The organism is Micromonospora sp. NBS 11-29 (assembly GCF_002140155.1).
Classification (GTDB): domain Bacteria; phylum Actinomycetota; class Actinomycetes; order Mycobacteriales; family Micromonosporaceae; genus Micromonospora.
On record NZ_NAPR01000020.1, the window covers coordinates 142,490 to 164,316 of the forward strand.

Annotated in this window: 27 protein-coding genes; 15 read left to right on the forward strand and 12 right to left on the reverse strand. The window is 73.4% G+C overall.

All coding sequences use genetic code 11. The annotated features are described in order from the left end of the window. Positions 1 to 5: 5 nt before the first annotated feature. Positions 6 to 380 (reverse strand): DsrE family protein, encoded by a 375-nt coding sequence (locus tag B1205_RS23005; RefSeq protein ID WP_089157488.1) that lies wholly within the window; start codon positions 378 to 380, stop codon positions 6 to 8. A gap of 12 nt (positions 381 to 392) precedes the next feature. Between B1205_RS23005 and mtfM the strand changes: the two genes are divergently transcribed. Then, complete coding sequence (gene mtfM / locus B1205_RS32795; RefSeq protein ID WP_013288813.1) at positions 393 to 497, forward strand: small membrane protein MtfM; 105 nt, start codon at positions 393 to 395, stop codon at positions 495 to 497. 4 nt (positions 498 to 501) lie between these two features. Further along, a complete protein-coding gene (locus B1205_RS23010) occupies positions 502 to 1,089 on the forward strand; it encodes an FABP family protein (protein WP_089157489.1) in 588 nt (195 codons plus the stop codon). A 30-nt stretch (positions 1,090 to 1,119) separates the two neighbouring features. Here the strand turns inward: B1205_RS23010 and B1205_RS23015 are convergent, their stop codons facing one another. Beyond that, entirely contained in the window at positions 1,120 to 1,962 is an 843-nt protein-coding gene (locus B1205_RS23015) for an aminotransferase class IV (RefSeq protein WP_089157490.1), read from the reverse strand. 68 nt (positions 1,963 to 2,030) lie between these two features. Here B1205_RS23015 and B1205_RS23020 point away from each other — a divergent pair, with 68 nt between their 5' ends. The 4 genes from B1205_RS23020 to B1205_RS23035 all read left to right on the forward strand — a co-directional run bounded on the left by B1205_RS23020 (position 2,031) and on the right by B1205_RS23035 (position 5,584). After that, positions 2,031 to 2,462, forward strand: coding sequence for a Fur family transcriptional regulator (locus B1205_RS23020; protein ID WP_089157491.1), 432 nt, complete (start codon positions 2,031 to 2,033; stop codon positions 2,460 to 2,462). Continuing rightward, positions 2,459 to 3,568, forward strand: a complete 1,110-nt coding sequence (gene ygfZ, locus B1205_RS23025; RefSeq protein ID WP_089157492.1) for a CAF17-like 4Fe-4S cluster assembly/insertion protein YgfZ — start codon at positions 2,459 to 2,461, stop codon at positions 3,566 to 3,568. The genes B1205_RS23020 and ygfZ overlap by 4 nt, the downstream gene beginning before the upstream one ends. Positions 3,569 to 3,669: 101 nt before the next feature. Then, positions 3,670 to 4,497 carry a 3-keto-5-aminohexanoate cleavage protein gene (locus tag B1205_RS23030; protein ID WP_089157493.1) on the forward strand — a complete coding sequence of 276 codons (828 nt, stop codon included), beginning with the start codon at positions 3,670 to 3,672 and terminating at the stop codon, positions 4,495 to 4,497. A 94-nt stretch (positions 4,498 to 4,591) separates the two neighbouring features. Continuing rightward, positions 4,592 to 5,584, forward strand: coding sequence for an asparaginase (locus B1205_RS23035; protein WP_089157494.1), 993 nt, complete (start codon positions 4,592 to 4,594; stop codon positions 5,582 to 5,584). Positions 5,585 to 5,633: 49 nt separating this feature from the next. Here the strand turns inward: B1205_RS23035 and B1205_RS32210 are convergent, their stop codons facing one another. Both B1205_RS32210 and B1205_RS23040 read right to left on the reverse strand, forming a co-directional pair. Next, the gene (locus B1205_RS32210) at positions 5,634 to 5,807 is read right to left on the reverse strand and encodes an alpha/beta fold hydrolase (RefSeq protein ID WP_254910143.1); all 174 of its coding nucleotides are present in this window, start codon (positions 5,805 to 5,807) and stop codon (positions 5,634 to 5,636) included. Further along, the gene (locus B1205_RS23040; RefSeq protein ID WP_441338546.1) at positions 5,801 to 6,304 is read right to left on the reverse strand and encodes an alpha/beta fold hydrolase; all 504 of its coding nucleotides are present in this window, start codon (positions 6,302 to 6,304) and stop codon (positions 5,801 to 5,803) included. Before B1205_RS23040 ends, B1205_RS32210 begins: the two co-directional genes overlap by 7 nt. Before the next feature lie 194 nt (positions 6,305 to 6,498). Between B1205_RS23040 and B1205_RS23045 the strand changes: the two genes are divergently transcribed. The 6 genes from B1205_RS23045 to B1205_RS23070 all read left to right on the forward strand — a co-directional run bounded on the left by B1205_RS23045 (position 6,499) and on the right by B1205_RS23070 (position 10,677). Beyond that, the gene (locus tag B1205_RS23045) at positions 6,499 to 7,059 is read left to right on the forward strand and encodes a helix-turn-helix domain-containing protein (RefSeq protein WP_089157495.1); all 561 of its coding nucleotides are present in this window, start codon (positions 6,499 to 6,501) and stop codon (positions 7,057 to 7,059) included. After that, on the forward strand, positions 7,056 to 7,694 hold the full coding sequence (locus B1205_RS23050; RefSeq protein ID WP_089157496.1) for a hypothetical protein: 639 nt from the start codon (positions 7,056 to 7,058) through the stop codon (positions 7,692 to 7,694). Before B1205_RS23045 ends, B1205_RS23050 begins: the two co-directional genes overlap by 4 nt. Positions 7,695 to 7,766: 72 nt before the next feature. After that, on the forward strand, positions 7,767 to 8,081 hold the full coding sequence (locus B1205_RS23055; protein ID WP_089157497.1) for a DUF2516 family protein: 315 nt from the start codon (positions 7,767 to 7,769) through the stop codon (positions 8,079 to 8,081). Continuing rightward, positions 8,078 to 8,965 carry an alpha/beta fold hydrolase gene (locus B1205_RS23060; protein ID WP_089157498.1) on the forward strand — a complete coding sequence of 296 codons (888 nt, stop codon included), beginning with the start codon at positions 8,078 to 8,080 and terminating at the stop codon, positions 8,963 to 8,965. Before B1205_RS23055 ends, B1205_RS23060 begins: the two co-directional genes overlap by 4 nt. Positions 8,966 to 8,976: 11 nt before the next feature. After that, positions 8,977 to 9,714: an alanyl-tRNA editing protein gene (locus B1205_RS23065; RefSeq protein ID WP_089157499.1), complete on the forward strand. Its 738-nt coding sequence runs from the start codon at positions 8,977 to 8,979 to the stop codon at positions 9,712 to 9,714. Positions 9,715 to 9,762: 48 nt separating this feature from the next. Next, positions 9,763 to 10,677: an SDR family oxidoreductase gene (locus B1205_RS23070; protein ID WP_089157500.1), complete on the forward strand. Its 915-nt coding sequence runs from the start codon at positions 9,763 to 9,765 to the stop codon at positions 10,675 to 10,677. On the opposite strand, the gene B1205_RS23075 is transcribed toward B1205_RS23070, so the two are convergent. Continuing rightward, positions 10,668 to 11,666 (reverse strand): helix-turn-helix transcriptional regulator, encoded by a 999-nt coding sequence (locus B1205_RS23075; protein ID WP_089157501.1) that lies wholly within the window; start codon positions 11,664 to 11,666, stop codon positions 10,668 to 10,670. The genes B1205_RS23070 and B1205_RS23075 overlap by 10 nt on opposite strands. Before the next feature lie 105 nt (positions 11,667 to 11,771). Between B1205_RS23075 and B1205_RS23080 the strand changes: the two genes are divergently transcribed. Together B1205_RS23080 and B1205_RS23085 are read left to right on the forward strand one after the other, a co-directional pair. Further along, positions 11,772 to 12,563: an EI24 domain-containing protein gene (locus B1205_RS23080; protein ID WP_089157502.1), complete on the forward strand. Its 792-nt coding sequence runs from the start codon at positions 11,772 to 11,774 to the stop codon at positions 12,561 to 12,563. Between the two features lies 1 nt (position 12,564). Next, complete coding sequence (locus B1205_RS23085) at positions 12,565 to 13,083, forward strand: O-acetyl-ADP-ribose deacetylase (protein ID WP_089157503.1); 519 nt, start codon at positions 12,565 to 12,567, stop codon at positions 13,081 to 13,083. On the opposite strand, the gene B1205_RS23090 is transcribed toward B1205_RS23085, so the two are convergent. From B1205_RS23090 to B1205_RS23120, 7 genes are all read right to left on the reverse strand, one after another. After that, positions 13,080 to 14,000 carry a GNAT family N-acetyltransferase gene (locus tag B1205_RS23090; protein ID WP_089157504.1) on the reverse strand — a complete coding sequence of 307 codons (921 nt, stop codon included), beginning with the start codon at positions 13,998 to 14,000 and terminating at the stop codon, positions 13,080 to 13,082. The two genes, B1205_RS23085 and B1205_RS23090, sit on opposite strands and share 4 nt — an antisense overlap. 71 nt (positions 14,001 to 14,071) lie before the next feature. Continuing rightward, positions 14,072 to 15,079: a LacI family DNA-binding transcriptional regulator gene (locus tag B1205_RS23095; protein WP_089157505.1), complete on the reverse strand. Its 1,008-nt coding sequence runs from the start codon at positions 15,077 to 15,079 to the stop codon at positions 14,072 to 14,074. Between the two features lie 19 nt (positions 15,080 to 15,098). Further along, positions 15,099 to 16,466: a GH1 family beta-glucosidase gene (locus B1205_RS23100; RefSeq protein ID WP_089157506.1), complete on the reverse strand. Its 1,368-nt coding sequence runs from the start codon at positions 16,464 to 16,466 to the stop codon at positions 15,099 to 15,101. Continuing rightward, on the reverse strand, positions 16,463 to 17,296 hold the full coding sequence (locus B1205_RS23105; RefSeq protein ID WP_089157507.1) for a carbohydrate ABC transporter permease: 834 nt from the start codon (positions 17,294 to 17,296) through the stop codon (positions 16,463 to 16,465). Before B1205_RS23105 ends, B1205_RS23100 begins: the two co-directional genes overlap by 4 nt. Then, positions 17,293 to 18,282: a carbohydrate ABC transporter permease gene (locus tag B1205_RS23110; RefSeq protein WP_089157508.1), complete on the reverse strand. Its 990-nt coding sequence runs from the start codon at positions 18,280 to 18,282 to the stop codon at positions 17,293 to 17,295. The genes B1205_RS23105 and B1205_RS23110 overlap by 4 nt, the downstream gene beginning before the upstream one ends. 68 nt (positions 18,283 to 18,350) lie before the next feature. Continuing rightward, positions 18,351 to 19,658, reverse strand: a complete 1,308-nt coding sequence (locus B1205_RS23115) for an ABC transporter substrate-binding protein (protein WP_089157509.1) — start codon at positions 19,656 to 19,658, stop codon at positions 18,351 to 18,353. Between the two features lie 190 nt (positions 19,659 to 19,848). Then, on the reverse strand, positions 19,849 to 20,604 hold the full coding sequence (locus tag B1205_RS23120) for a maleylpyruvate isomerase family mycothiol-dependent enzyme (RefSeq protein ID WP_089157510.1): 756 nt from the start codon (positions 20,602 to 20,604) through the stop codon (positions 19,849 to 19,851). Between the two features lie 70 nt (positions 20,605 to 20,674). Here B1205_RS23120 and B1205_RS23125 point away from each other — a divergent pair, with 70 nt between their 5' ends. Continuing rightward, the gene (locus tag B1205_RS23125; RefSeq protein WP_089157511.1) at positions 20,675 to 21,766 is read left to right on the forward strand and encodes a UDP-N-acetylmuramate dehydrogenase; all 1,092 of its coding nucleotides are present in this window, start codon (positions 20,675 to 20,677) and stop codon (positions 21,764 to 21,766) included. Positions 21,767 to 21,827: the final 61 nt, after the last annotated feature.

Genomic DNA, 21,827 nt, shown 5'->3' on the forward strand with positions numbered 1-21,827 from the left:
CCGCGTCAGTAGACCAGGGCCTGCGCACCCTCGGTCATGATCTCCTCGACGAAGACCGCCGCTCCCGCGATCCGGACCCCCGGCACGACGTCACCCGGGCCGATGTCGCGCCGGGCGGCGCACTGGGTGCAGGCGGTCACCCGGCCGGTGGTCAGGACGACGTGCAGCAGCTCGCCCAGCGGCGCGGAGTGCGGCAGCTCGAACGTCTCCGCCCGCCCGGGGAGCGCGAACCAGGTCGACTCGCCGGTGAGCCAGAGCGACACGTCCACCCCGGCCGCGGCCGCGGTCGCGGCGACGGTGAACGCCTGGGCGCAACGCTCCGGAGCGTCCGCGCCTGCGGTGGCCTTGACGACAAGAGTGCGCGTCATGCCGCCCAGCATAGGATGGCCCGGATGGTTACCGAGATCGGGTTCGTCAGCCTGCTCGTCGCCGGTCTGGGCGCGCTCGCCGGTGGCCTCGTGTACGTCGCCGTCCGGATCGCAAGAGGTAAGTGGTGAACCTGTGAGTGACAATCCGCTTCAGCCCCCGTGGCTGAACGCGCCGCCGGTCGAGGAGTACCCGTTCGAGGAGAGCCACGATCTGCGTGTCGGCCCGAAGCTGCATCCGAGCCTGGACGGGCTGCTGCCGTACATCGGGGTGTGGCGCGGTCGGGGTCGGGGTGGTTACCCGACGATCGAGGACTTCGACTTCGGGCAGGAGATCCGGATCAGCCACGACGGCCGGCCGTTCCTGTTCTACGAGTCCCGGGCCTGGATCCTGGACGAGCAGAGCCGCCCGGTCCGCCCGGCCGGGCGCGAGGTGGGCTGGTGGCGTCCGGTGCTGGACGGTGACCGGGTCACCGACGAGATCGAGGCGCTGATGAGCGTGCCGACCGGCGTGATGGAGCTGCACATCGGCAAGCGCAAGGGCACCCAGATCGAGTTCGCCACCGACGCGGTCGTCCGCACGGCCACGGCGAAGGAGGTCACCGCCGGCGCCCGCCTGTTCGGCATCGTCGAGGGCGCGTTGCTCTACGCCCAGGAGATGGCCGCCGTGGGCCACCCGCTGAGCCCCCACCTCTCGGCCCGCCTGACCCGGGTAGCCGGCTGACCTCCCACCTCGACCGGGCCGGGGCCGGGGTCAGGGGAAGGCCAGGAGGGATTGCAGGTGGGGGGTTCGCGGGGAGCGGGGGCGGGGTAGTCCGTTCAGGGATGTGATCTCGGTCAGGCCGCGTAGGGAGCTGGTCAGCCAGATCGCCTCGGCCTCCTGCAGCTCGGTCGGGGTGGGCAGGTGCTCGCCGGCCGTCAGGCCCAGCTCGGGGGCACGGGTGAGCAGGTGCTGGGCGGTCACGCCGGGGAGCACCCCGGTCGCCGCCGCCGGCACCGTGAGCAGGCGGCCGGCGCGCAGCCACACCACGTTCGCGCTGGGCGCCTCCAGCACATAGCCGTCGGTGGAGACCCAGAGCACGTCGTCCACGCCGGCGCGCTGCGCCCAGCGGCGGGCGGCGGTGTTCGGCGCGTACGAGGTGGACTTCAGGCCGGTGGGCAGCCAGCCCAGCTCCGGACGGGAGCGGGCGGCCACCCCGAGCGGCAACGTGGCCACCGTCACCCCGTCCCGACGAGCCCGACGGGCGGCGGCCGGCACCTCGCCCAGCGTGGCGTAGACCGTCGGCTCGCCGCCGCCCTCCGGCCCGCGCGTGCAGACCAGCCGCAGCGCGCCCTCGGTCCCGACCGGCCAGCCGGCGCACACCGCGTCCAGCAGCTCCACCAGCGCGCCGACCGGGGGCAGCGGCAGGTCGATCGCCGTCGCGCCGGCCCGTAGCCGGGCCAGGTGGGCGTCGCGCAGCCAGGGACGGCCGGCGCGCAGGTGCAGGGTCTCGAAGAGGCCGTCGCCGTGCAGCACGCCCCGGTCGTCGCCGCGCAGCACCGGCTCGCCGGCCGGGACCAGTCCTCGGCCGAGCACCGCCACCCGGGTCGCCTCCACCGGCGCAGCGTAGCGGCGTACCCCGGCGGCGACCGGGACCGGCGCGGCGGCCGAACTATGATCGGAGGGTGTCCGACTCCTCCCTCGCGGAACTGCTCCGCTCGCGCGGGCTGCGGCTGACGGCGCAGCGGCAGCTGGTCCTCCAGGCCGTCCTGGATCTGGGGCACGCCACCCCCGAGCAGGTGCACACGGCGGTCCGCGAGGTGGCGGCCGGCGTCAACATCACCACCATCTACCGCACGCTGGAGCTGCTGGAACGGCTCGGCCTGGTGACGCACACCCACCTGTCGCACGGTTCGCCGACCTACCACGCGGCCGGCGAGCACCAACACGTGCACCTGGTGTGCCGGGAGTGCGGGGCGATCGACGAGATCTCCCCGGACATGCTCCGGCCGGTCGCCGACCAGCTCGCCGGGCAGCGCGGATTCCAGGTCGACATCGGGCACGTCGCGCTCTTCGGGGTCTGCGGCCGGTGCGCACAGGACGGGGACGAGAAATGATCGACATCGCGGGCGCGGTGACCACCGACGCCATCGACGAGCAGACCCGGGACCAGCCCGAGCCGGCCCACCGGGAGGCCGGCGTCGGGCCGGTGGCCGCGCACTACGGCGACCCGATGCGCGAGCAGCGCGTGCTGGCCACCGGGGTCGGCCTGGTCGACCGCTCGCACCGGGGCGTGGTCGCGGTGCCGGGCGAGGAACGGATCGGCTGGCTGCACACGCTGACCAGCCAGCACCTGGCCGCGCTGGCCCCGTGGCAGGGCACCGAACTGCTGGTGCTCTCCCCGCACGGGCACGTCGAGCAGCACGCGCTGGTCGTCGACGACGGCGAGACCACCTGGCTGGACACCGAGCCGGGCATGACCGGCGGCCTGCTGTCCTACCTGGAGCGGATGCGCTTCTTCAGCAAGGTCGACCCGCGCGACGCCACCGCCGACCACGCGCTGCTCTCACTGGTCGGGCCGGCGGCCGCCGACGCGCTCACCACGCTGGGCGTCACCGGGCTGGCCGCCCCCGACGTGGTCGCGGTGCCGGGTCCGAAGTTCCGTTCCGGTGAGCTGCCCGCGCGGCCCTCCGTGGTGTACGACGTCGCGCCGCTGCCCGCCGGCGGTTGGGCGCGACGGGTGGCGCTCGGCGTCGACCTGCTGGTGCCCCGCCCGGCCATGGCCGACGTGGTGGCCGGGCTGCGGGGGGCCGGCGTGCCGGTGGCCGGGCTGTGGGCGTACGAGGCGACCCGGGTGGCCGCCCGCCGGGCCCGGGCCGGGGTGGACACCGACCACCGCACCATCCCGGCCGAGGTGGACCTGATCGCCCCGGCCGTGCACCTCGACAAGGGCTGCTATCGGGGGCAGGAGACGGTGGCCCGGGTGCACAACCTGGGCAAGCCGCCGCGTCGGCTGGTGCTGCTGCACCTGGACGGCGTGACCACCGACCAGCCGCCCGCCGCCGGTACGCCGGTGACGCTGGACGGCCGGACCGTCGGTTTCGTCGGCACCGCGGTGCACCACTTCGAGCTGGGTCAGATCGCGCTCGCCGTGCTCAAGCGCACCACCCCCGACGACGCCCGTCTGATGGTGGCCGACTCCGCCGCCGCCATCGACCGGTAAGGAAGGGCCCCCTGTTAACGCCTCCGGTAGAGGAAGGGCCCCTGCTTAACACGTCGCTCGCGGGAAGACTTGCGGTGGGCGGGGGTCTAGGATCCCGGGGCATGACGACTGGGACGTTGATCACGGTGGCCCCGACCGGCGCGGAGTCGGCGAAGGCGGAGGTGCCGGCGCTGCCGGTGACGCTCGACGAGCTGCTGTCGACCGCCAAGGAGTGCGAGGCGCTCGGCGCGGCCGTGATCCACGTCCACATCCGTGACGACGCGGCCCGGCCCACGCTCGACCAGGGGCGGTTGCGGGAAACCGTGACGGCGCTGCGGGAGAGCACCGACCTGATCGTGCAGCTCTCCTCCGGTGGCGCGGTGACCGACCCGGAGGCGGACCGGCTCGCCGTTCTCGACGCCGGGCCGGACATGGCCTCCTGCACCATGGGCACGGTCAACTTCGGCGACGACGTGTTCCTCAACCGCTGGGAGTTCATCGTCGACCTGCACACCCGGATGCAGGAGCGGGGCGTGGTCCCCGAGTACGAGATCTTCGAGCTGGGCCACCTCGCCGCGTTGCAGCGGCTGCTCGGCAAGTATGGCCTGCCGCACGGCGGGCACGTCCACGTCGACTTCGTGATGGGCGTGCCGGGCGGCATGCCGGGCACCACCGCCACCCTGGTCGCCGCCGAGCAGATGCTGCGCGACCTGCCGGCGGGCACCACGTTCTCGGCCACCGGCATCGGGCGCACCAGCATCCCGGTGATGTTGGCCTCGCTCTCGGCCGGCGGTCACCTGCGGGTCGGCATGGAGGACACGGCCACCTACGCGAAGGGTCGCCCGGTCGAGTCCAACATGCAGCTCGTCGCGCGGGCGGTCGGCTTCGCCCAGCTCGCCCAGCGTCCCCCGCTGGCCACCGCCGAGGCCCGCACGCTGCTCGGCCTGTAAGCGGCGGCACGTCCTGCACCCCTGTACGGCGGCGGACGACGTCGCAGGTCACCCCCGTGCCGAGGGGGACAGCCCCGTCGGTACCGTCCAACCTGTGGGAAAGACGTACGAGGGCGGCGTGCCGCTCGCCGAGGTGGTCCGGTCCGGGTTCGTGGAGGGCGTCCACCGTGGGTCCGTGGTGGTGCTCGACGGCGGCGGTACGCCGGTCGCCGGGGCGGGTGACGTCACCTCGCCGATCTTCCCGCGCTCGTCGAACAAGCCGATGCAGGCGATCGGCATGCTCCGGGCCGGGTTGCCGCTGACCGACCCGGCCGACGTGGCGCTGGTCGCGGCGAGCCACGCGGGCGAGGAGTTCCACGTCGAGCGGGTCACCGCGCTGCTGCGGGGCGCCGGCCTGCCCGGGGAGGCGCTGCGCTGCCCGCCGGAACTGCCGGTCGGCGAGGCCGCCCGGGAGGCCGTGCTGCGGGCCGGGGGCGGTCCCTCCCGGGTGCTGATGAACTGCTCGGGCAAGCACGCCGGCATGCTGCTCACCTGCCTGGCCGCCGGCTGGCCGCTGGACGGCTACTGGCGACCGGAGCATCCGCTCCAGCAGCGGCTGACCGCCGCGGTGGAGGAGTTCGCCGGGGAGCGGGCGGCGGCGGTCGGCGTGGACGGCTGCGGCGCACCGGTGCTCGCCGTCTCGTTGACCGGGCTGGCGCGGGCCTTCCTGCGACTGGTCACCGCCGAGCCGGGCACCGTGGAGCGGACCGTGGCGGACGCGATGCGGGCGTACCCGGAACTGGTCGGTGGCACCCAGGCCGACGACACCCGGCTGATGCGCGGCGTACCCGGGTTGTTGGCCAAGGTCGGTGCGGAGGGCGTGATCGCGGCGGCGGTCCCGGGCGTCGGCGCCGTCGCCCTGAAGATCGACGACGGCGCGGGCCGTCCCCGGATGCCGGTCCTGACGTCCGCCCTGGCCCGGCTCGGGCTGCGCGCCCCGATCCTGACCGAGTACGCCGAGGTGCCCCTCCTCGGCGGCGGCCTCCCGGTGGGCGCCGTCCGCCCCACCCCGGCGATCTTGCACTTGCGGCCCCCGGACCGTCCGTGATGCGCGGTTTGCCCGGGCGGCAAGTGCAAGATCGACAGGGGTGTGGGGTTCAGGGGAGGAAGGTGAGGAGGGCGGTGGTGACGGGGGTGGGGTGTTCCAGGGGGAGCAGGTGGGCGGCGTCGGGGACGTCGGGGAGGCGTACTCCCTGAGGGGCCTCGGCGGCGATGCGGTCGGCCAGGCGGCGGATGTCCGCGAGGTCGTGGGCGCCGGCCGTGGTCAGCACCGGGATGCGCAGCTCGCCCAGCCGGTCGAGGGCCGGCGGGGCCAGTTCGCCCACCTCGNGGCCCGGAGGTCCATCTCCTCGGCGAACCGGATCAGCTCCGGGTCGACGTCGGCCGGCTCGCGGGTCGGACCGACCACCCAGAACCGCACCTCACCGGCGGCGGTGGCCGCGAGGTCCGCCGGGTCCACGTCGCCGACCAGGTCCTCCCAGAGCTGTTCGGTCTCCTCGGACCACTCGTGGCCGGAGACCGGCGCGCCGAGGAGCGCCAGCGCGCTGACCCGCTCCGGGTACGCCAGTGCGGTGTCCACCGCGATCCGGCCGCCGAGCGAGCAGCCGACCAGCGCGGCCCGCTCGACGCCCAGCGCGTCGAGCAACCCGACCACGTCGTCGTGGTGGGTGAACGGAGCCGGCGGAAGCTCCGACTCGCCGTAGCCGCGCAGGTCGGGGGCGATCACCCGGTGCCGGGTGGCGAGCGCGGGGACCTGCTCCCGCCACATCCGGCGGTCCGCGATGCCGGCGTGCAGCAGCACCACGACGCTGCCGGCGCCGGCCTCGTCGTACGCCAGCCGGGTGCCGTTGATATCGATCTTGGTCACGGGGGGACGGTACGGACCGGACACCGGGTACGCAACCGCCCGATGGTGACCTCGCTAACTCTGGCTAGCGTTNCCTTCCCGATGTCGGCGGGTTCATTCGCGACCTGCGGCGCAACGCGAAGATCTCGCTGCGTCAGCTCGCCGAGCAGGCGGGCGTCAGCAATCCCTACCTGAGTCAGATCGAGCGCGGGCTGCGCAAGCCGAGCGCCGAGGTGCTCCAGCAGCTCGCCAGCGCGCTGCGCGTCTCCACCCCGGCCATGTACCTACGGGCCGGGCTGCTGGACGACAAGGAGGGCCAGGGCGTGCTCGCGGCGATCGCGGTCGACCCCGAGCTGACCATGGCCCAGAAGCAGTCGCTGACCCAGATCTACGAGACGTTCCGTCGGGAGAACGCCCGCCTGGCCGAGGCGACCGGCGCGACCCAGCCGGCCGAGCCCGCCGAGCCGGCGGCCGCGTCGCCGGCCCCCGCCACCGTCGCGCCGGCCGCCACCGGCCCCGTGACCCCGGAGGGCACGCCGACTGAGGCGGTCCTCGAATCGGTCGCCGTCACCGAGGCGGGCCCCGCGCCCGCCCCGACCACCACCGCCGCCGAGCGTACGACCGCCCGCCGGGCGGCCCGGAAGGCCGCCGGTGCGGCCGAGGAGGAGAAGTCATGACCCAGCCCAGGACCAACCGCGTCCCCGCACCGCTCTACGCCGCCGCCGGCGCCGGCGAGCTGGCCCTGGAGCAGCTCCGCAAGCTGCCCGGCGTGGTCGGCGTGCTCGGCACCCGGGTCGTCGCCGACCTCGGTGGCAAGGCCGTGCTCACCGGCTTCGAGCTGCGCCAGAAGGCGACCGAGACGCTGAAGACCGCCAACCTGACCGCGACCGGGCTGCGCGAGCGGGCCGCCGCGACCGACCTCGACCAGCTCCGCGAGGCGGCCAACCTGGACAAGCTCCGCGAGGCGGCCACCCGCAACGCCGCCGTGGTGGTGGCCGGCGCGTACGCCGCGCAGGAGCGCGCCCTGGCCGCGTACACCGAGCTGGTCGCCCGGGGTGAGCGGGTCGTCGGCGCCGGCGTGCTGGAGGCCGCCGAGACGGTGAACGCCGACATCGAGGCGACCGAGGCCGCCCCGACCGCCGACACCCCGAAGGCCGAGGCGCCCAGCCCGGTCGAGGTGGCCGAGGCGGTGGCCGCCAAGCCGGCCGCCGTGAAGCGGACCCGGGCCGCCAAGGCGACCACCACCGAGCCGGCCACGCCGTCGGCGAAGCTGCCGAAGGCCACGAAGCGGACCCGCCCCGCCGCCGAGTGACCCGACTCTCCACCGCGACCCCGGACAGCGTCTTCTCGGACGTTTCCGGGGTCTCGGCATAAACTTGCCGACATGGTCTACGCCGCGCCGATCTTCGCCTTCGAAGTCCGCTCCGTGATCCAGCTGATCCTGCTCGTCTTCGCCCTGGTCATCCAGGGTGTGGCCCTGGTGCACGCGATCACCCAGCGCGGCGACGGCTTCGCCGCGATCGGCACGCTGCCCAAGGGCGGCTGGGTCGCCATCCTGGCCGTGTGCCTGCTGCTCACCCTGCTGGGCTTCGGCCCGATCAGCCTCTTCGGACTGGTCGGCATCGCGGCCGGGCTCATCTACCTGCTCGACGTGCGACCCGGCCTGCGGGACCTGCACGACGGCCGAGGGTCCTGGTGAGAGGTTTCCGCTGGCCTCCTCCGCCCGACGGCGGTCCCCGCAGCTGGGGCCCCGGCCCCGGTGCGCCGCGCACCGGGCGGCCGGCGCTGCCGGAGCCGGAGACGGAACTCGTCGCGACCCCGCACGGGGTGAGCCTGGAACGGCTGGTCACCGGTGCCGGTGACCCGGTCACCGTGTTCGCCCACGGGCTGGGCAACGGCATCGCCACCACCCGCCCGTTCGGCAGTGGCGTCACCGGCCGGCGGGTCTTCTTCCAGTTCCGCGGGCACGGGCGCTCCGACTCCCCACCCGGCCGGTGGACCTACCTCGACCTCGCCCGTGACCTGCGGGCGGTCGCCGACCTGGGCGGCGCGACCCGGGCGTTCGGCGCCAGCCTCGGCGCGGGCGCGCTGTGCCGGCTGCTGGCCGAGAGCCCGGAACGCTTCGAGAAACTCGTCTTCTTCCTCCCCGCCGTGCTCGACACGCCGCGCGGCGACGAGGCCCGCACCCGGCTCACCGGCCTGCTCGACGCGGTGGCCGACGGCGACGCCTCGGCGCTGGCCGACGTGGTGTCGCTGGAGCTGCCCCCGTCGGTCCGCAACACCCCGGCCGGCTGGTCCTACCTGCGGCAACGGCTCGACCAACTGCTGCGCGACGGGCTCGCCCCGGGGCTGGCCGGGCTGCCCGAGCAGGCCCCCCTGACCGACGCCGGCGTGCTCGCCGCGGTCACCGCGCCGGCGCTGGTGATCGGGTGCGTGGGCGACGAGCTGCATCCGGTCGCCGTCGCCGAGCGGCTGGCCGCCGCGCTGCCCACGGCCACCCTGCATGTGTACGACCGTCCGGGCTTCCTCTGGACCGAACGCGCCGACCTGCGGGAGCGCGTCTCGACGTTCCTGAACGGGTAACGTCGCCCCACATGGGCGTCACACACCACGGCCGTACGCACCGCCTCGACCTCGCCGACCCCACGCTGCGCGAATGGACGTGCCGGGTGCTGGCGGCCGATCCCGAGCAGGGCATCGTGCTGGACCGGTCGGCGTTCTACCCGGGCGGCGGCGGGCAGCCACCGGATCACGGGGTGCTGCTCTGGCAGGGCGTGCAGACCCGGATCGTCGGCACCCGCAAGAGCGACGACCTCTGGCTGATCCCGGCCGAGGGGGACCCGGTGCCGCCGGTCGGCACCGACGTCACCGGCGCGCTGGAGGACACCCGGCGCACCATGCTGATGCGTACCCACTCCGGGCTGCATGTGCTCTGCGGCGTGGTGTTCCGCGACTTCGGCGCGCTGGTCACCGGCGGCAACATGGAGCCGGGGGAGGCCCGGATGGACTTCAACCTCCCCGAGGTGCCGCCGGACTTCAAGGCCCACCTGGAGGAGCTGGTCAACGCCGAGGTGGCCGCCGACCGCTCGGTCGCCGTACGGGTGCTGCCGCGCGCCGAGGCGCTGGCCCTGCCGGACATCATCCGTACCCAGTCCAACCTGATCCCACCGGCCGAGCAGGAGGTGCGGATCGTCGACATCGTCGGGCTGGACGTGCAGGCCGACGGTGGCACCCACGTCGCCTCCACCGCCCAGATCGGCAAGGTCCAGGTGGTCAAGGTGGAGAGCAAGGGCCGGGCCAACCGCCGGGTGCGCGTGCGCCTCTCGAACTGAAAAAGAAACCGGACGTCGGCTGTCAGGTATCGGTGACACGGTGGCCCCATGAATTCACCACTGACCGGAAAGGTGGCGCTCGTCGCGGGCGCGACCCGCGGCGCCGGCCGGCAGATCGCCGTCCAACTCGGCGCCGCCGGAGCCACCGTCTACGCCACCGGCCGCACCACCCGGGCCCGCCGCTCGGAGATGGACCGGCCGGAGACCATCGAGGAAACCGCCGAGCTGGTCACCGCCGCCGGCGGCACCGGCGTCGCGGTCGCGGTCGACCACCTCGACCCCGAGCAGGTACGCCGCCTGGTCGACCGGATCGACGCCGAGCAGGGCCGCCTCGACGTGCTGGTCAACGACGTCTGGGGCGGCGACCCGCTGATCACCTGGGAGAAGCCGGTCTGGGAGCAGCCGCTCGACGCCGGCTTCCGCATGCTGCGGCTGGCCGTGGACACCCACATCATCACCAGCCACTTCGCGCTGCCGTTGCTGATCCGCAAGCCCGGCGGGCTGGTCGTCGAGATCGGCGACGGCACGAAGGCGTACAACGACACCACGTACCGCCTGTCCGTCTTCTACGACCTGGCGAAGGTCTCGGTGAACCGGCTCGGCTTCAGCCAGGCGCACGAGCTGGCCCCGCACGGCTGCACCGCGGTCGCGCTCACCCCCGGCTGGCTGCGCTCCGAGGCGATGCTGGAGCACTTCGGCGTGACGGAGGCCAACTGGCGCGACGGCGCGAAGACCGAGCCGCACTTCGTCATGTCGGAGACGCCGGCGTTCGTCGGACGCGCGGTCGCCGCGCTGGCCGCCGACCCGGACCGGGCCCGCTGGAACGGTCAGTCGCTGGACAGCGGCGGCCTGGCCCAGGAGTACGGCTTCACCGACCTCGACGGCACCCGCCCGCACTGGGCCCGCTACCACGACGAGGTGGTCGCGCCCGGCAAGCCGGCCGACGACACCGGCTACCGCTGACCGGCGCCGTCCGGCGCGTCGTCGGTGTAGAGCGCCACCGCCCGGCGGGCCGCCTCGGCGAACCGGGCCCGCAGCTCCGGCGGCGCGAGCACCTCCACCTCCGGGCCGAGCGCCAGCAGTTGGGCGTACGCGACGTCGACCGACTCGACGGGCAGCCGGAGCACCAGCCGGCCCTGCCCGTCGGGCCGGTCGGCCGCGGCGACCGCCTCGGAATAGACGAACGGGGCGTCCACCAGGCGCCGCAGCAGCCGCAGGCCGGCCGGCCCGAGCCGCACCGTGACCCGCTCCCGCAGCATGTCCCGCAGGAACGCGCCGGCCTGCTCCCGCCAGTACGCCCCGAGGTCGAAGCGCTCGTCCCGGTCGAAGCCCGTCGCGCTGACCTTGACGTCGACCACCCGGTCCACCCGGTACGTCCGCCAGGCGTCGCCGACCCGGCCGATCAGATACCAGACCCCGTTCTTGAGCACCAGCCCGTACGGCGCGAGCGTGCGGGTCACCTGCCGTTCCCCGCGCCGGTAGCGCAGCTCGACCATCCGGTCCCGCCACACCGCGCCGGCCAGTTCGGCCAGCCGGGGCGGCGGGGCGGTCTCCCGGAACCAGCCCGGCACGTCCAGATGGAACCGCTGCCCGGTACGGGCCGGCGCGTCCCGCAGGCTCGGCGGCAGCGCGGCCAGCACCTTCAACTCGGCGGCGGCCACCGCGTCGGCGAGCCCCATGTCGCCGGCCGGCCCCGGCAGCCCGGCCAGGAACAGCGCCTCCGCCTCGTCGCGACTCAGCCCGGTGAGCCGGGTCCGGTAGCCGCCGAGCAGCCGGTAGCCGCCCGCCCGGCCCCGGTCCGCGTAGACGGGCACGCCGGCCGCGGAAAGCGCGAGCACGTCGCGGTAGACGGTGCGCTCGGACACCTCCAGCTCGCGGGCCAACTCGGCACCCGTCATCGTCTCCCGGGACTGGAGCAGCAGCACCAACGAGATCAGCCGCGACGCACGCACCCCCCCATTGTGTAAGGAAGGGGCCCCGCTTAACGCATTCGGTATAGGCGGGGGCCCCGCTTAACACCTTCGGCGCCGTGCACGGGCCCACTAGGCTGTGCCGTCGTGAACGCCTCCCGTACCGTCGCGCCCGTCACCGGCGCCCTCACCCGCTTCCTCGGCGGCGCCGGCCTGCTCCTGCGCGGACTCGGCATGTACGTCCGCAGCCCCAAGCTGATGCTGCTCGGCGTCGTGCCGGCGCTGATCTCCGGCGTGCTCTACGTGGCCCTCTTCGCCGCGCTGCTGTACTTCGTGGACGATCTGGCCGCCTGGCTCACCCCGTTCGCCGACGACTGGTCGTCGACCGCGCGCGGGCTGCTCCGGGTCGCCGCCGGGCTGGCCGTCGTCGGGCTGGCCGGGCTGCTCGGCGTGCTCACCTTCACCGCCGTCACGCTGGTCGTCGGCGACCCGTTCTACGAGGCCATCTCCGAGCGGGTGGAGGACCGGCTCGGCGGCACCCCCGGCAAGGTGGACGTGCCGTTCTGGGCCTCGCTGCGGCGCAGCGTCGCCGACTCGGTGCGCCTGGTGGCCGTCTCCGCGCTGATCGGCGTACCCCTTTTCGCGGCCGGTTTCATCCCGCTGGTGGGCCAGACGGTGGTGCCGGTGGTCGGCGCTCTGGTGGGTGGTTGGTTCCTGGCGCTGGAGCTGGTCGGGGCGCCGTTCTACCGACGCGGGATGCGGCTGCCGGACCGGCGGGCGCGGCTGCGGGCGGACCGGCCGACCGCGCTGGGCTTCGGGGTGGCGGTCTTCCTGTGTTTCCTGATCCCGCTCGGTGCGGTGCTGGTGATGCCGGCCGCCGTCGCCGGGGCCGCCCTGCTGGCCCGCCGATCGCTCGGCCAGCACGTCGAGGAGCGATGAGATGGACACGGTCCTGATCGAGGGCGACATCACCGCCCAGCCGGTCGACGCGATCGTCAACGCGGCGAACTCGTCGCTGCTCGGCGGCGGGGGAGTGGACGGCGCGATCCACCGGCGCGGCGGGCCGGCGATCCTGGCCGAGTGCCGGGCGTTGCGCGCCTCCCGGTACGGGCGGGGGCTGCCCACCGGGCAGGCGGTCGCCACCACCGCGGGTGACCTGCCGGCGCGTTGGGTGGTGCACACCGTGGGGCCGGTCTTCTCGCCGCGCGAGGACCGCTCGGCGCTGCTGCGTGACTGCTACGCGAACAGCCTGCGGGTCGCCGACGAGCTGGGCGCGACCCGGATCGCGTTCCCGCTGATCTCCGCCGGGATCTACGGCTGGCCGGTCGAGGACGCGGTCGCCCGGGCGCTGACCGTGCTGCACGCGGCCACCCCGGCGCACCTCGTCGAGGCCCGGCTGGTGCTGTTCGGCCCCGACACGTACGCGACCGCGGTACGGGTCGCCGCCGGTTTGCGCTAGAGCGTGCGGCGGCACGACCACTGGCTGTCCACCGGCCGGTAGCCGAGCCGGGCGTTGATCGCCAGCATCGGCGCGTTCGCCTCGTCGTTCGAGGTGTACGCGGTGCGTACCCCGCGCGCCGCCGCCCGGTGCAACGCGGCCTGCTTGGTCAGCCGGCCCAACCCCCGTCCCCGGTACGCCGGCAGCGTGCCGGTGTAGTCCGACCACATCCGGTCGCCGTCGCGTTTCACCAGGCTCAACGCGGCCAGTTCGCCGTCGACCTCGGCGACCGTGCTCGCCTCCCGGTCCAGCCCGAGATTCTCCCAGCACTCGTGACGCCAGAGGTCGTAGTCGAGCGCGTCGACCGGCACGTCGCCGGGCTCGTCCCGGGCCGACTCGGCGTCCACCCGGTGGATCCGGCGCGGGTCGAGCCCGGCGGCGGGGAGCAGCCGTACGCCGGGTGGTGGCTCCGGCATCGGCGGGGCGGGCCGCAGGTCGAGCGTGGAGTAGCGCAGCTCCCGACTGGGCGTGAAGCCGTGCCGTCGCGCGAACGGCAGGGACTCGGCGCGGGCGTGGCCGAGCACCCGGGTCGAACCGAGCGCCCGGACGTGGTCGAGTGCGGTGTCGAGCAGCGTGGCGCCGATGCCCCGGCGACGGTGTGCCGGGTGGACGTGCAGGGTGGCGATCTCACCCACCCCGGGCGTCGAGGTCTGCGTGTTGCGGTACGCCGACACCCAGCCGACCACCCGCCCGTCCGCCTCGGCGACCCACGCCTGCCAGTCCTCGCCGGGCGGCGGCTCGGCGATCATCCGGCGGGTCGAGGCGACGCCCCGGACCAGGTACGGAAAGACCAGCGTACGCAGCGCCACCACGTCGGGCGCATCCTCGACACGGGCGGGACGGATCACGGCTCGACTCACCCGCGCGACGCTAGCCATCGCGCGCCGGTCACGCGAGCGGTTAATAAGGGGCCCCGCCTATACCGAATGCGTTAACAGGGTCCCCCTCCTTACCCCGAAGCGCGGAGGATGAGCTCGGTGGGGAGCAGCAGCGCCTGTTCGACGTGCTCGCCGGCGGCGATGCGCAGCAACTGGCGGGTCATCGCCCGACCCAGGTCCACGATCGGCTGCCGCACGGTGGTCAGCGGCGGTTCGGTGTATGCGGCCGTCTCGATGTCGTCGAACCCGATCACCGCGACGTCCTCGGGCACCCGCCGGCCGGCCTCGCGCAGCGCACGCAGGGCCGCGTGCGCCATCAGGTCGGAGGCGGCGAAGATCGCGTCCAGGCCCGGGTCGGCGGCGAGCAGCTCACGCGTCGCGGCGGTGCCGGACTCCCGGGTGAAGTCGCCGTACGCGACCAGCTCGGGCAGCCCGGCGGCGGTGACCGTGCTCCGGTAGCCGATCAGCCGTTCGATGCCGGCCACCATGTCCTGCGGCCCGGCGATGGTGGCGATGCGCCGCCGGCCGTCGGTGATCAGGTGCCGGACCGCGGTGGCCACGCCGCCCTCATGGTCCACGTCGACGTACGGCACGTCGGCGCCGTCGAGCGGCCGGCCGCTGCACACCACCGGGATGCCGAGCTCAGCGAGCCGGCCGGGCAGCGGGTCCTCGCCGTGCAGCGAGGCGAAGAGCACCCCGTCGACGTGCCGCCCGGTGGTGTACCGCTCGACCCGTTCGTGCCCGGCCGGCGAGCCGGCCAGCATCAGCACGAGCTGCTTGTCCGCCGCCTCCAGCTCCAGCGCGGCCCCGCGGATGATGCCGGGGAAGACCTGGTCGTCGGAGAAGACCCGGGTGGCCGCCTCGGGCAGCACCAGCGCCACCGAGTCGGTGCGCTGGGTGACCAGGCTGCGGGCGGCGAGGTTCGGGACGTACCCGAGTTCCTCGACCGCCCGGCGCACCGCCTGCTGGATCGGCTCGGCGACGGTGGTGGAGCCGTTCACCACCCGGGAGACCGTCGCCCGGGACACGCCGGCCCGCCGGGCCACCGCCTCCAGGGTCGGCCGCTGTGCCGTCGTCATCCCCGTAACCACCACCTCGTCACAGCCCGTTCCGGGCGATCACCTCCTGGTACCAGCGGGCGCTCTGCTTGGGTGTGCGCCGCTGGGTCAGGTAGTCGACGTGGACGATCCCGAACCGCTTCCGGTAACCCTCGGCCCATTCGAAGTTGTCCAGCAACGACCATACGAGATAGCCGCGTAGGTCGACCCCGCGGGCGATGGCCTCCCGCGCGGCGCGCAGGTGCCCGTCGAGGTAGGCGGTCCGGTCGGCGTCGGCCACCCGGCCCGTGGAGTCCCGCGCGGTGTCCGGGAACGCCGCGCCGTTCTCGGTGATCAGCAGCGGCAGCCCCGGATGGTCGGCCGCCACCCGTTCCAACAGCCGGGTCAGCCCGGCCGGCTCGATCGACCAGCCCATGTCGGTGACCGGGCCGGTCGCCGGCAGGAACTCGACCGTGCCGGCCGTTCCCGGGTACGCGTCGCTGCCCGCGCCGCCGGCCCGCCCGGCCACGTAGGTGGGCGAGTAGTAGTTCAGGCCGAGCACGTCCAGCGGCGCGGCGATCACCTTCTCGTCGCCGTCGCGGACGAAGTCCGTCGGCACGATCCGGCTGACGTGCGCGAGCACGTCCGCCGGGTAGCCGGCGCCGGTCAGCGGGTCCAGGAAGATCCGGTTGTGCAGCCCGTCGACCAGCCGGACCGCCTCGGCGTCCGTGGTGCTGCCGGCGTCCGCCGGCTGCACGTCGGCCAGGTTGAGCGTGATCCCGAGCGTCTGGGTGCCGGCCGCGCGCAGCGCCCGCGCGGCCAGGCCGTGGCCGAGCAGAAGATGGTGTACGGCCCGGAAGGCGTCCCCGGCGTCACGGCGGCCGGGCGCGTGCACCCCGTTGCCGTAGCCGAGGTACGCCGAGCACCACGGTTCGTTCAGCGTGGTCCAGGTGCGGACCCGGTCACCGAGGCGGCGGTGCACGGCGAGCGCGTACTCGGCGAAGTGCTCGGCGGTCTCCCGGACCGTCCAGCCGCCCCGGTCCTCCAGCGCCTGCGGCAGGTCCCAGTGGTAGAGCGTGACGATCGGGTCGATGCCGGCGGCCAGCAGCGCGTCGGTCAGCCGGTCGTAGAAGTCCAGCCCGCGCGGTTCGACCGGGCCGACGCCGTCCGGCTGGATGCGGGGCCAGGACACCGAGAACCGGTACGCCCGCAGCCCCAGCTCGGCCATCAACGCGACGTCGTCGGCGTACCGGTGGTAGTGGTCGCAGGCCACGTCGCCGGTGTGGCCGGAATGCACCGTCCCCGGCGTACGGCTGAAGGTGTCCCAGATCGACGGGCCGCGACCGTCCTCGCGGGCGGCGCCCTCGATCTGGTACGCGGCGGTGGCCGCCCCCCAGACGAACCCCTCCGGGAATCCCGAGTCGGTCATGCCTTCACCGCACCTTCCATGATCCCGCCGATGATCTGGCGACCGAACAGGACGAACACCAGCAGCAGCGGCAGCGTGGCGATGGCCGTGCCGGTGAACACCTGCGACATGTCCTGGTAGTACCCGTCGGAGAGGGCCCGCAGCGACAACTGGACGGTCGGGTTCTCCGGGTCGTTGAGCACCGCGTACGGCCAGAGGAAGTCGTTCCAGGTGGTCATGAACGTGAGCAGGCCGAGTACGGCGGCGGCCGGGCGCAGCGCGGGCAGCACCACGTTCCAGTAGACCCGGGCGGTGTTGCAGCCGTCCATCCGGGCCGCCTCGATCAGCTCGGTGCTGACCGCCTGGCCGGCGTACTGGCGCATCATGAACACGCCGAAGCCGGTGACCAGCGCCGGCACGATGACGGCGGGCAGCCGGTCGTTCCAGTTCAGCTTCGTCATCAGCAGGTAGAGCGGGATCACGCCGAGCTGGGTGGGCACCATCATGGTGGCGACGATGACCAGCAGCAGCGCGTTGCGGCCGCGGAATCGCAGCTTGGCGAACGCGAACCCGGCCAGGGTGGAGAAGAAGACCACCGAGACGGTGACCGTGACGGCCACGATCGCCGAGTTGATCAGACCGGCGAGGAAGTACGCGTCGGTGTTGTCGAAGAGCCGGGCGATGTTGGCGCCGAGGTTGCCGCCGGGTGTCAGCGGCGGCGGGACCTGTCCCATCGCGTCGCTGGTGCGGCTGGCCACCACGAACATCCAGTAGATCGGGAAGATCGACAGCACGGCCGAGAGGGTCAGGGCCAGGTAGGTGAGCCGGCCGGCCGACCAGAGGCGGGTCATCGGGAGACCTCCTTGCGGGAACCGCCGCCGAGCCTGCGCAGGAGCAGGACGTTGATCGCCGCGACCACCGCGATCAGCGCGAAGAGCAGCCAGGCGATGGCCGAGCCGTAGCCGAAGTTGTAGTGCGGCGCAAAGGCGTTCTCGAACATGTACATGGTCACGGTCTGCGACTCCCGCAGCGGCCCGCCGCGGATGGCGTTGGTGCCGGAGTTGAACATCCGCGGCTCGGTGAAGAGCTGGAGGCCGCCGATGGTGGAGATGATGACCGCGAAGATGATGGTCGGCTTGAGCAGCGGCACGGTGATGGACCAGAACTGCCGGGCCCGGCCGGCGCCGTCGATCGCCGCCGACTCGTACAGGTCGCGCGGGATGGCCTGCATGGCGGCCAGGAAGATCAGCGCGTTGTAGCCGGTCCACCGCCAGTCGACCATGGTGGAGATGGCGACCCAGGCGGCGAAGCGGTTCGCCTTCCAGTCGATCGCGCTCACCCCGACGTGGTCGAGCAGCCAGTTGATCATGCCGAACTCACGGCCGAACAGCACCGCGAAGACGATCGCCACCGCGGCGGTGGAGGTGACATTCGGCACCAGCACCGCCATCCGCCAGCCGGTACGGGCGCGGAGCTGGCGGTTGAGCAGGTTGGCCAGCCAGAGCGCGGCCAGCAGCTGCGGGACGGTGGAGATGACGAAGATGCCCAGCGTGTTGACCACGGAGTGCCAGAAGTCCGGGTCGGCGAGGAGCTGGCTGTAGTTGTCGAACCCGATGAACGGGTGCTCGGCGCCGAGCAGGTCCCAGTCGTGCAGCGAGACCCAGAACGTGTAGCCCAGCGGGTACGCCCCGAAGACGCCGAAGAGCAGGAAGAACGGGGCGATGTAGAGGTACGGCGAATACTTCGTGTCCAACCGGCTGAGCCGGGTGCCCCGGTCGGGGCGGGTGGAGCGGGGGGCCGGTGCGACCGGCGGGCGGGCGTCGAGGTGGACGGCCATGACCCGGTACTCCTTTCCGCCGTGCGGGCGGCACCCGTCGCCGGGGCCGCCCGCACGCGCTGCTCGGGCTACTTGGCGGCGGCCTTCTCGGCGTTGGCGACCGCGTCGGTCCAGCCCTGCTGCGGGGAGCGCTTGCCCAGCTCCACGGTGCGCACGGCGTTCTCCACCTCGGTGCGGACGGCCTGGTTCTTCGGGCCCATGTAGACCGGCTTCAGGTTCTTGGCGCCCTCGGCGAAGATCTTGCCGACCGGGGCCTCGGAGAAGTAGGAGTTCTTCGAGTCGAGGATCGCCGGGTCGGCCAGCGCCTGCGGGGACGACGGCAGCGGGCCCTTGAGTTTGAACGCGCCGATGTGGCCCTTGGCGCTGGTCAGGAACTTGGCCAGCTCGATCGCCTCGGCCTGGTGCTTGCTCTGCTTCGGCACGGCGAGGAACGAGCCGCCCCAGTTGCCGCCGTCGCCGGGGATCCGGGCGATGTCCCACTTGCCCTTGGCGGCCGGGCCGGCGTTGCCCTCGATCACCCCGGTCATCCACGCTGGGCAGGCGATGGTGGCGAACTTCGACTGCTTGAACGCGGAGACCCACTCCTCCGACCAGGAGCCGTACTTGCCGGAGAGGCCGGAGTCGATGATGTCCATCGTGGTGTCGTACGCCTGCCGTACCGCCGGGTTGCTGCCCACGACGAGCTTGTTGTCGGTGTCGTAGTAGCTGTAGCCGCTGGTGTTGCCGGCGGTCTGGAGCAGGATGGTGTTGAACGTGTTGGTCGCGGCGTCCAGGAACGCGGCGCCGGTCTTCTTCGCGGTGAACTGCTCACCGACCTTGACGTAGTCCGGCCAGGTGGGCCAGAGCTTGGACACGGCCTCCCGGTCGGTGGGCAGGCCGGCCTTGGCGAACAGGTCGGTGCGGTAGCACATCGCCATGCCGCCGACGTCGGTGCCGAGGCCGATGAGCTGCTTGCCGTCGGCGGTGAGCCCCTGGTTCCACTTCCAGTCGAGGAAGTTGCCCTTGAGGTCGGCCGCGCCGTGGTCGAGCAGGTTGACGAAGTTCTGCGGGTTGGCCTTGTACTCGACCAGCAGCCCCTCCTCGATGGCGACCACGTCGCCGGCGCCCTTGCCCGCGGCGAGCCACTGGGTGAGCTTCGGCGAGTACTCGTCGAGGTTGCTGCCGGTGCCCCGCTCGACGATCTTCACGCCGGGGTGGCTGGCCATGTACTCCTGGTAGAGATCCGCGTAGCCGAACTGGCCGAACACGTCGACGGTGAGCGTGACCTGTCCGTCGGCGGCGGACTCGTCGTCGCCGCCGCAGCCGGTGGTGCCGAGCAGCGCGGTGGCGGCGACCAGGGCCACCGCCGCCAGTCGACGGCGCGTGAAGGTGAACATGCGTGTCCTGACCTCTCGGGTCGTGATAACGGGTGGTGGAAGGCGGTTCCGGTACTAAGAGAGCGCTCTCACGACAGCCTGGCGGGTGGTCCGGGACGCTGTCAAGAGAGCGCTCTCACGGTGCCCGAAAAAAGCGGAGAGGGGTACTCGTCACCCCTCTCCGCTTTTCCGCTGCTCTGTCAGCCGGGAGTCAGCCCACCCGGAGCCCGTCGAGCAGACCGTGGTCGCCGGCCACGCCCAGCGCGTCGAAACTGATCCGGCCCATCAGCGCCAGCAGCAGGTCGCTCGCCGTACCGGTCACCTGCGCCCGGGCCCGATGGTCGTCGTGGTCGAGGATCGTCGCGGTGTCCAACAGCGCGACACCCTCGCCCCGCAGACGCAGGTACCACTCCTGGGCGGCGTCCGTCGCGGTCAACTGCACCACGCCGTGCCACTGGCCGGGCCTGACCCGCCGGCCCGCCGGCAGCCAGGTGTCCAGCACCTCGCTCACCCCGTCGGCCGCCAGCTTCGACTCGATCGGATCACCCGCACCGATGGCGAGCTGGGCGTCCCACCGGTGCACCGCGGTCTCGTGCGCCAGCCGGCGGGGCCAGAAACCGGCCTTCTTCGGCTGCGGCGCGAAGTTCCACGCCGGGGCCTCCGGATCCGCCCCGTCCAGGACCGCGCTGATCCGCTCGAACTCCTGCGCGTACCACCGGGCCGGGCTGAGACCGGCCGGCGGCTCCGGGTCGTGCCGCTCCGGACGGCTGGTGGTGCCGGCCGCCAGCACCGTGCCCGCCCACACGTAGACCCGGGTCAGGTGGTGGGCGAGATCGGTGACCGTCCAGCCGGGACAGGACAGCACCGGTGTCTCGGGAGGCGCCTCCGCCACCGCCGCGGCGAACGCGGGACCCTCCGCCCGCAACGCGCCGATCCAGAAGTCCTTCGTGTGGTGCAGTCTGCTCATCGCCATCCTCCCGGGGGGGACCCGGCTACCAGTGGGTGCCGCGGCTACCCCTCAGCCTAGGGTGAAAGGCGTGTCAGACGTCTACGCCGAACCGACGACCGCCGCCGGGCCTGTCGACCCGGGCACCCTGGCGCGTTACACCACGCTACGCCTCGGCGGCCCGGCCGGCCGGCTGGAGGTCGCCGCCGACGCCGCCGAGATCGTCCGGAAGGTGCGGGAGGCCGAGGCCCGCGAGCAGGCCGTGCTGGTGCTCGCCGGCGGCAGCAACGTGGTGATCGGCGACCAGGGCTTCCCGGGCACCGTCGTGCTCGTCCGCTCCCGAGGGTTCCAGGTCGTCGCCACCGACGGCGACACCGTCACGGTACGGGTGGCCGCCGGCGAGCCGTGGGACGACCTCGTCGCCGCCACCGTCGAACGCGGCTGGGCGGGACTGGAATGCCTCTCCGGCATCCCCGGCTCGGCCGGCGCGACCCCGATCCAGAACGTCGGCGCGTACGGCCAGGAGGTGGCCGAGACGATCGTCGCCGTCGAGGCGTACGACCGCACCCACCGCGAGGTGGTCCGGATCGCGGCGGCGGACTGCCGGTTCACCTACCGGGGCAGCATCTTCAAGTACAGCGACCGCTGGGTGGTGCTCTCCGTCGACTTCCAACTCACCCGCTCCCCGCTCTCCGGCCCGGTCCGCTACGCCGAACTGGCCCGCGCGCTCGGCGTCGAGGTCGGCGACCGGGTGCCGCTGGCCGACGCCCGGACCACGGTGCGCCGACTGCGCGCCGGCAAGGGCATGGTGCTCGACCCGGCCGACCCGGACACTTGGTCGGTCGGCTCGTTCTTCACCAACCCCGTGCTGGACCGCGACGCGTACGAGCTGCTCCGGGAACGCGCCGCCGACCTCGGCGAGCCACCGCACTGGCCGGGCGCCGGTGACGTGGTGAAGGTCAGCGCGGCCTGGCTGATCGACAAGGCCGGCTTCGGCAAGGGCTACGCCGGCCCGGAGGGCGTCGCCATCTCCAGCAAGCACACGCTGGCGCTGACCAACCGGTCCGGCACGGCCAGCACCGCCGCCCTTGTGACCCTGGCCCGGGAGATCCGCGACGGCGTCCACGCCCGCTTCGGGGTCCCCCTCCACCCCGAACCCGTCCTCGTCAACTGCACCATCTGACCCGCCGCCCGCCGCCTGCCGCCCGCTGCCCGCTGCCCGCCGCCTGCCGCCCGCTGCCCGC

Bases quoted from the DNA above. Each gene is read 5' to 3' on its own strand.
- B1205_RS23005 (WP_089157488.1), bottom strand. From the start codon at position 380: ATGCTGGGCGGCATGACGCGCACTCTTGTCGTCAAGGCCACCGCAGGC.
- mtfM (WP_013288813.1), top strand. From the start codon at position 393: ATGGTTACCGAGATCGGGTTCGTCAGCCTGCTCGTCGCCGGTCTGGGC.
- ygfZ (WP_089157492.1), top strand. From the start codon at position 2,459: ATGATCGACATCGCGGGCGCGGTGACCACCGACGCCATCGACGAGCAG.
- B1205_RS23030 (WP_089157493.1), top strand. From the start codon at position 3,670: ATGACGACTGGGACGTTGATCACGGTGGCCCCGACCGGCGCGGAGTCG.
- B1205_RS23050 (WP_089157496.1), top strand. From the start codon at position 7,056: ATGACCCAGCCCAGGACCAACCGCGTCCCCGCACCGCTCTACGCCGCC.
- B1205_RS23055 (WP_089157497.1), top strand. From the start codon at position 7,767: ATGGTCTACGCCGCGCCGATCTTCGCCTTCGAAGTCCGCTCCGTGATC.
- B1205_RS23065 (WP_089157499.1), top strand. From the start codon at position 8,977: ATGGGCGTCACACACCACGGCCGTACGCACCGCCTCGACCTCGCCGAC.
- B1205_RS23070 (WP_089157500.1), top strand. From the start codon at position 9,763: ATGAATTCACCACTGACCGGAAAGGTGGCGCTCGTCGCGGGCGCGACC.
- B1205_RS23085 (WP_089157503.1), top strand. From the start codon at position 12,565: ATGGACACGGTCCTGATCGAGGGCGACATCACCGCCCAGCCGGTCGAC.
- B1205_RS23090 (WP_089157504.1), bottom strand. From the start codon at position 14,000: ATGGCTAGCGTCGCGCGGGTGAGTCGAGCCGTGATCCGTCCCGCCCGT.
- B1205_RS23095 (WP_089157505.1), bottom strand. From the start codon at position 15,079: ATGACGACGGCACAGCGGCCGACCCTGGAGGCGGTGGCCCGGCGGGCC.
- B1205_RS23100 (WP_089157506.1), bottom strand. From the start codon at position 16,466: ATGACCGACTCGGGATTCCCGGAGGGGTTCGTCTGGGGGGCGGCCACC.
- B1205_RS23105 (WP_089157507.1), bottom strand. From the start codon at position 17,296: ATGACCCGCCTCTGGTCGGCCGGCCGGCTCACCTACCTGGCCCTGACC.
- B1205_RS23110 (WP_089157508.1), bottom strand. From the start codon at position 18,282: ATGGCCGTCCACCTCGACGCCCGCCCGCCGGTCGCACCGGCCCCCCGC.
- B1205_RS23115 (WP_089157509.1), bottom strand. From the start codon at position 19,658: ATGTTCACCTTCACGCGCCGTCGACTGGCGGCGGTGGCCCTGGTCGCC.
- B1205_RS23120 (WP_089157510.1), bottom strand. From the start codon at position 20,604: ATGAGCAGACTGCACCACACGAAGGACTTCTGGATCGGCGCGTTGCGG.